This is a genomic window from Tenacibaculum amylolyticum (assembly GCF_964511145.1).
GTDB classification, from domain to species: domain Bacteria; phylum Bacteroidota; class Bacteroidia; order Flavobacteriales; family Flavobacteriaceae; genus Polaribacter; species Polaribacter amylolyticum.
The window spans coordinates 153,722-162,018 of sequence record NZ_CAZEFZ010000008.1; the positions used below are offsets into that span (position 1 = coordinate 153,722).

Annotated in this window: 3 protein-coding genes and 1 pseudogene; all 4 read left to right on the plus strand. The window is 32.1% G+C overall.

The annotated features are described in order from the left end of the window. Nucleotides 1-4 precede the first annotated feature (4 nt). Nucleotides 5-7,264 (plus strand): T9SS outer membrane translocon Sov/SprA, encoded by a 7,260-nt coding sequence (gene sov, locus ACKTTC_RS04625; protein WP_408038631.1) that lies wholly within the window; start codon nt 5-7, stop codon nt 7,262-7,264. Between the two features lie 31 nt (nt 7,265-7,295). Continuing rightward, nucleotides 7,296-7,676 carry a glycine cleavage system protein GcvH gene (gcvH, locus tag ACKTTC_RS04630; protein ID WP_408038632.1) on the plus strand — a complete coding sequence of 127 codons (381 nt, stop codon included), beginning with the start codon at nt 7,296-7,298 and terminating at the stop codon, nt 7,674-7,676. A 43-nt stretch (nt 7,677-7,719) separates the two neighbouring features. Next, nucleotides 7,720-8,031, plus strand: coding sequence for a VanZ family protein (locus ACKTTC_RS04635; protein ID WP_408038633.1), 312 nt, complete (start codon nt 7,720-7,722; stop codon nt 8,029-8,031). A 49-nt stretch (nt 8,032-8,080) separates the two neighbouring features. Beyond that, nucleotides 8,081-8,297: pseudogene (locus ACKTTC_RS04640) on the plus strand (energy transducer TonB); the annotation flags it as partial.

Sequence of the window (8,297 nt, forward strand, 5' to 3'; positions counted from 1 at the left end):
AAGGTTGAAAGAAAATTTTCGTAATAGATTCATAACAGCACTTGCTATACTAGTAAGTGTTGTTTCATTTGCTCAGAATACAACAAGTAAGGATTCAGTTTCTGTAAAAAAGGACACAATTGTCCCGTTGAAGTACAACTTTAATTTTAATCAGAAAGGAAAACTATTTCTCAACAACCCCACTACTACGGAAATTACATACGACAAATCAATTAACAAATTTGTAATTATTGAAAAAATTGGAGATTATCTTATAGGAACGCCTCTATATTTAACTCCAAGAGAATTTGATAAGTATAAATTAAAGGGCGATATAAAATCGTACTTTAAAGAAAAAATAGAAGCTACAAGTGCTAGTAAAGGCTCTGAAAAAGCACGAAAAAATTTACTTCCTAAATATTACGTAAACTCAAAATTCTTCGAATCTGTCTTTGGAGGAAATGAAGTAGAGGTGATTCCAACAGGACAAATTAGTTTGAAATTAGGAGGGATTTACCAAAATACAGAAAACCCACAAATATCTGTAGAAAACCAAAGTAGTTTTACGTTCGATTTCGATCAACAAATTAGTGCGAGTTTACAAGCAAAAGTTGGAGAACGTTTACAAGTAACAGCAAACTACGATACACAATCTACATTCGATTTTCAGAATATTATTAAAGTAGAATATACACCAACAGAAGATGATATTATTCAGAAAATAGATGCTGGTAACGTAAACTTACCAATTAAAAACTCTTTAATTAACGGAGCGCAAGCATTATTTGGGGTAAGAGCAGATTTTCAGTTTGGAAAAACTACGATTAGAACAGCATTCTCTCAACAAAACTCTCAGTCGAGAAATGTTGTAGCTCAAGGAGGAGCAGTTATAGAACCTTTTGAGTTACAAGTAACAGATTATGATAACGATCGCCACTTCTTCTTATCACAATACTTTAGAGAAAATTATGATAGAGCTTTAGCTAGTTATCCACTAATCAATAGTCCAATCAATATTAATAGAATTGAAGTTTGGATAACAAATAGAAACCAAAATGTAACCGATTATAGAAGTATTGTAGCATTCGCAGATATTGGAGAATCTAACTTCAGTGATATGGTAAGTGCAGATTTTACTTCAGGAACAGCGCAAGAAGGTTATGTAGATGTGGTAACCAATCCTATTACAGTTCAAGGAAGTAATTTACCGTATAATGGAGTAAATAATATAGATGCTTTATTAGCGAATACTACAGGAGGAATAAGAGATATTGGAACATTAGAAGGAGCTGTACCTACTGAAATGATTCAAGGAAGGGATTATTCCTACCTTCAAAATGCAAGAAAATTACAAGCAAACGAATATACACTAAACCCACAGTTAGGATATATCTCATTAAATAGAAGACTGAATGATGGAGAAGTATTAGCAGTATCTTATGAATACACTGTAGTTGGAGCTTCTAATAATGAAACTATTTTTAAAGTAGGGGAATTCTCAAACGATGGAGTAAGTCCACCAGCAAATATTGCAGTAAAATTATTACGTAGTGAAATTTTAACTACGAGAAGACAAGTTGGTACTAACTTTGTTCCGTTTCCAACTTGGCGCTTAATGATGAAAAACGTGTATGCCATAGGAGCATATCCATTAAGTCAAGAAGGATTTAGATTTGAACTGTTATATAGAGATGATGAAACAGGAACATTACAAAATACACTTCAGCAATCAAACTCATTTATAAATAACAATCCAAATGATCCTGTAAGTGATGATCCATTACTACGATTATTTGGTTTAGATAGATTAGATGCAAGTCAGCAAGTAATTTCTGAAGCCGTAACTAGTGGAGGATTAAAAATTATAGGAGATGGTTTCTTTGATTTTATTGAAGGTTCAACAGTAAATGCTAGTAAAGGACTTATTTTCTTCCCAACAACTGAGCCTTTTGGAGAATACTTGAACGATGTTTTAACAACTACACAAGATAGAAACAGATACGTTTTTGAAGAATTATATTTGACAACAAAAGTTCAAGCAAAGAACGAATATCAAAATAAAGATAAGTTCTTCTTAAAAGGATATTTTAAATCAGAAACAAGTCGAGGAATTTCATTAGGAGCATTTAACATTCCTAGAGGGTCCGTAAGAGTAACTGCAGGAGGAAGATCTTTAGTAGAAGGAGTAGATTATGTAGTCGACTATCAGTTAGGTAGAGTAGAAATATTAGATCCAGGATTAGAAGCTTCTGGTGTACCAATTAATGCTTCTGTAGAAAACAATACTTTCTTTAATCAGCAAAGAAAAACATTCTTAGGAATTGATGTAGAACATCAATTTAATGAGAAGTTTATTATTGGAGGTACTTTTTTAAATGTTAGTGAAAGACCTATTACCCCGAAAGTAAATTTTGGAGCAGAGCCTATCGATAATATCATGTTAGGTTTCAATATAGATTTCTCTTCAGAAGTACCTTATTTAACAAAATTAGCAAACAAACTTCCTTTTGTAGAAACAGATGCGCCATCTAACGTATCTGTAAGAGGAGATTTTGCATATTTATTACCAGGTTCACCAAGTGGTATCGATGTAAATGGAACAGCAACTTCGTATTTAGACGATTTTGAAGCAACACAAATTCCTATTAATTTAACATCTGCAGAGCAATGGAAACTGGCAAGTACGCCTATTCAAGATGAAAACGGGAACGATGTCTTTAACGGAGAGGTAACAGATGGATTAACGTATAATTATGATAGAGCTAAGTTAGCATGGTATAGTATCGATCAGTTATTCTATTCAAACAGTGCCAATAGACCAGCAAATATTAATGATGTTGAATTATCAAGAAATGAGGTAAGACAAATTAGTTTTTCTGAGTTATTTCCGAATACAGATTTAGATATTACGCAATTAAATTTAGTACGTACACTAGATTTAGCATATTACCCGAATGAAAGAGGGCCTTACAATTTTAATCCTACAACTGGAAACCCAGAAGATAAATGGGGAGGGATTATGAGAGCATTAACCACTACGAATAATTTTGAACAAGCAAATGTAGAGTACATCCAGTTCTGGTTAATGGATCCTTATGAAAACTATTCGATTACACAAGAAGAAGGATTACCAGCAGGAGTAGATCCACAGAGTATAAACAACCAAGGAGATTTATTTATAAACTTAGGAAACATCTCTGAAGATATTTTAAGAGATTCTCGAAAGCAATATGAGAACGGATTATCTACAACAGAAAATCCAGTTCCAGAAATTTCTACTGTTTGGGGACAAATACCTCAAAATCCATCAATTTTGTATGCATTTAGTAGTAATGCTAGTGAAAGAACACAGCAAGATATAGGTTTAGATGGTTTAACAGATGAAGAAGAATTAGAAAAGATTGTTCAGAATTTCCCAACTATTACAGATGTTGCTCAAGCAAGAAATATTTATGGAGATGATCCAGCAGGAGATAATTTCCAGTTTTTTAGAGGAAGCGATTTAGATGCTTCGAATGCCTCAGTTTTAACTCGTTATAAAAACTATAACGGTACACAAGGAAACTCACCAACAATAGATCAGTCGGAAGAAGGTTTCCCTACTTCAGGTTCTACATATCCAGATACAGAGGATATTAACCGAGATCAAACAATGAATCCGATTAGTGCTTATTTTGAATATAAAGTTTCTTTAAAGCAAAATGATTTAGTGCAAGGATCGAACTTTATTGTAGATGTAAAATCAGAACCAGTTACATTACCAAACGGAAACACAAGAAGTACTACTTGGTATCAATTTAGAATTCCTGTTCGTAACGGATTTTCACAAGCAGTTGGAGGAATCACAGATTTTAACAGTATCCGATTTATGCGTATGTATTTAACGCAGTTCCGTATGCCTGTAGTATTACGTTTTGCTGAATTAGAATTAGTAAGAGGAGATTGGAGACGTTATACAAGAACATTAGACCCTGCAATTAATCCAGAAGAAGATTTAGATAATACAGAATTAAATAATTTTGAAGTTGGAGTAGTAAGTATCGAACAAAATGACGATCGTTATGAGTTACCTCCTGGAATTCCTAGAGAGCAGTTACAAGGAACAAACAGAATTCAACGTCAGAACGAGCAATCTTCAACAATTACAGTTACAGATTTAGGTCCAAATAAAACCAGAGCGATTTTCAAAAACATTAGTATCGATTTACGACGATATAAAAATCTACGAATGTTTTTGCATGCTGAAGAAGTTCCAGGAAGACCAGTAACGAATAATGAAATGGTAGCCATTATTCGTTTAGGAACTGACTTAGATGATAACTATTATGAAATAGAAAGACCATTAACCTTATCAACCTCAAGCGCGTCATCTTTAGATGTTTGGCCAGAAGAAAATAACTTAGACGTTCCATTACCAGATTTAGCATCCTTAAAATTAACTAGAGATGGAGCAGGAGTATCACCAACAGACATTTATACAGGGACATCTTCTAATGGGTTAGCAATTAGTGTGAAAGGAAACCCAACATTAGCACAAATTAGAACGGTAATGTTAGGGGTAAAAAATAGCACAGTTAATGATAGAAGTGTTGAAGTATGGTTTAACGAATTAAGAGCTGTTGGTTTCGATAACAAAGGAGGATGGGCAGCTGTATTAAACGCAGATGCAAATTTTGCAGATGTAATTGATTTATCTTTAGCAGGAAGAATGTCTACGGTAGGTTTTGGAAATGTAGATCAAAGAGTACAAGAAAGAAGTTTAGAAGAAGCAAAACAATATAACGTAGCAACCAATGTTCAATTAGGTAAAATGATGCCTAAAAAATGGAACATGCAAGTTCCAATGAGCTATAGTTATGGTGAAGAGTTTATAGATCCTAAATTTGATCCACAGTATCAAGACGTTTCTTTAGCTGAGGCAAAAGAATCAGGATCGCCTCAAGTTAGGAGCAATGCTGAAAATGCACAAGATTATACGAGAAGAAAAAGTATTAGCTTTATTAATGTAAAGAAAAATAGAAATCCAAAGAGTGAAAAGAAACCAAAGTTTTATGATGTAGAAAACTTTGCAGTATCGTACTCTTTTAGTGAAGAGTTCCACAAAGATTATAATATAGAGCGTTTTGTGAATCAGAATTTAATGGCTGGAGTTAATTACAATTTCAATTTCACTCCTTTTGTTATAGAACCATTCAAAAAATCTGAAAAATTAAAAGGTAAATACTGGCGCTTTATAAGAGATTTAAACTTTAATCCAGTACCTAAGAATATTGCGATTAACTCAAAAATTAATAGGAATTATAATTTACAACAATCAAGAAACTTAATTGCAGGTTTAACTGCGCAACCAGAATTAATTCAGCGTAGATTCTTATTTGATTGGGATTATACAGTTGGATTTGATTTAACAAAATCATTACAACTAAATTTCAATGCAACAAACAATTATATCTACGACAGTTTTGGAAGAGATGAAGAGTTAGAAATATTTGATAAGTTCTTTACTTTTGGTCGTCGTAATCAATATCATCAGACGTTAAACTCAACTTATAAATTACCAATAAATAAAATACCATTCCTAAATTTCATTACATCAGATTACGGATATACGGCTAATTTCGATTGGCAAGCTTCTTCTAGAAGTACGGTTACAGAAGAAGTAAATGGAATTCCTGTTCAGGTAAGTATAGAGGATAAAGTTGGAAATATGATTCAAAATTCCAACAAACATAATATCAATGCTACATTAGATTTTAAACGATTCTATAAAACTTTAGGTTTAGAAAAACTATTATTAAAAGGTGGTAAAAAGAAACCTAAACCTAAGAAAGGAACGGTAACTTTAGGAGCTAAACCGAAACCAAAGAATCAAAAATTCAAGTTAAAGAAGAATGCTTCTTTTGGTAAGAAACTATTAAAAGGTACTTACGATGTATTAACCTCAGTAAAGAGAGCTAAAATAGGTTACTCTCAAGAGAGTGGAACTTTATTACAAGGATTTAGACCTTCAGTAGGTTTCCTTGGAAGAAGTAATTTTAATGGAAGCTTAGCGCCTACTTTAGGTTTTGTGTTTGGTAGTCAAACAGAAATTTTAAGAGAAGCTATTAGTAATGGTTGGTTAGTTACCAGAAACGAAGGAGATAATTACTTCAATAAAAACTATGGTAGAACGAAGAACAATAATCTAGATTACAATATTTCTATAAAACCTGTGAAGGATTTAACTATAGATTTAAGAGGAAATAGAATACGAACTTCTAGTTTAACACAACAGTTAGATATTGTAAATTATGTAGATGGAACTCGTCAGAATCCAGACTTAAGAGCTTTCGAAACAGGAAACTTCAGTACAAGTTATTTTATGTTAGGTACCATGTTTACGGATAGCGAAGAACTGTTCAGAACATTCTTAGATTATAGAAGTACTATTGCAAATAGAATAGGAAGTCAAAATCCTGCATTGCCAAATGATATAGATCCAACAAATAACAACCCAGGATTTAAAACGAATGGACAGCAAGCAATGTTACCAGCTTTTTTAGCGGCATATTCTGGAGAAAATGTAGGATCTGCAAGCACAGGAATTTTCAAGAATATTCCATTGCCAAACTGGACAATGAGATATAATGGATTAATGAAATTCAAATGGTTTAAGAAGAATTTCTCATCTTTCACCTTATCAAATAGCTATAAATCATCATATACAATAGCGAATTTTACTAATAACTTACAATATGATGGTGCAGATTTAAGCTTAACAAATAATTCAGGGAATTATCAACCAGAATTATTAATTTCGTCAGCAACTTTAATCGATGAATTTTCACCATTAATTAGAGTAGATATGAAAATGAAAAATTCATTTTCATTTAGAGGGGAAATAAAGAAAGATAGAAGTTTAACACTAAATTTTAATAACAACACGCTTACTGACCTTAAAGGAACTGAATATGTAGTTGGATTAGGATATAGAATTAAAGATGTAAAATTAATTACACGTATTACAGGGAAGAAAGAAACATTAAGAGGAGATATAAACATTAGAGCAGATATTTCTTTAAGAGATAACCTTACATTAATACGTTCAATAGACGAGGATAATAATCAAATTACAGGAGGAGAGCGATTATTTGGATTAAAGTTTATTGCAGATTATAATTTAAACAGCAATTTAAGAGCATCGTTTTATTATAATCACAATACATTCGAATATGCAATCTCAACCAATTTCCCAAGACAATCTATTAATGCAGGATTTAACTTGGTATACAACTTAGGAAACTAAAATTTTAAAAACATATTAAACAAAATTACAAATGAATATTCCAGCTGAATTAAAATATACAAAAGACCACGAGTGGATTAAAATTGAAGGAGATACAGCTACTATTGGTATTACAGATTTTGCACAAAGCGAATTAGGAGATATTGTATATGTAGATGTAGATACGTTAGATGAAACGGTGGAAGTAGAAGCGGTATTTGGTTCTGTAGAAGCTGTAAAAACAGTTTCAGACTTATTCATGCCATTAACGGGAGAAGTTATTGAATTTAATGAAACACTAGAAGACGAACCAGAGTTGGTAAATTCTGATCCGTATGGAAAAGGATGGATGATCAAAGTGAAGATAGAGGATACGAGTCAGATAGAAAATTTAATAGATGCTGAAGCTTATCAAAAGCTTATTGAAGGATAAAGCCATTTATATTGCGATAAGTATTACAATAATTATCGCAATTTTGAGTTTAATAAAAGTAGGGAGTCAGCCTATTTATATTAAGTACTTAGATAAGATTGAACATACAACCGCCTATTTTGTACTTACTTTTTTCTGGTTATTAGCATTTTTTAAAAAAGAAAAAATAAGAACAATCATAATTGTACTTAGTATTTCTTACGGAATTCTTTTAGAAGTATTACAAGGTACAATTACAACGTATAGGACTTTTGATTATGTAGACATGATTGCTAACACATTAGGTGTGCTTATTGCCTTTTTAGTGTTTAAGATAATTGAAAAAAAGCAATTCAATTTGTTAAATAGCTTGTAAAAGTCAAAATAAATTAGTTAAATTAGCAGACCTTATAAAAACATTTAGGATGGAAATAAAGAAAAATCCAAAATTTAACCTTGAAAATTACAGTAAGTTGTTCATTCAGCTTGGGTTAGTTTTGGCTTTGTTTGTTACTTACATTGCAATAGAGCACAAAACTTACGATAAAAATTACGGTGATTTAGGTGTAGCAGACTTAGGATCAGAAGTTGAAGAAGAGTCTTTGGTGATTAATGCACCGCCACCACCGCCACCGCCACCTG

Coding starts and splice junctions, on each gene's coding strand:
- gcvH (WP_408038632.1), top strand. CDS start 7,296: ATGAATATTCCAGCTGAATTAAAATATACAAAAGACCACGAGTGGATT.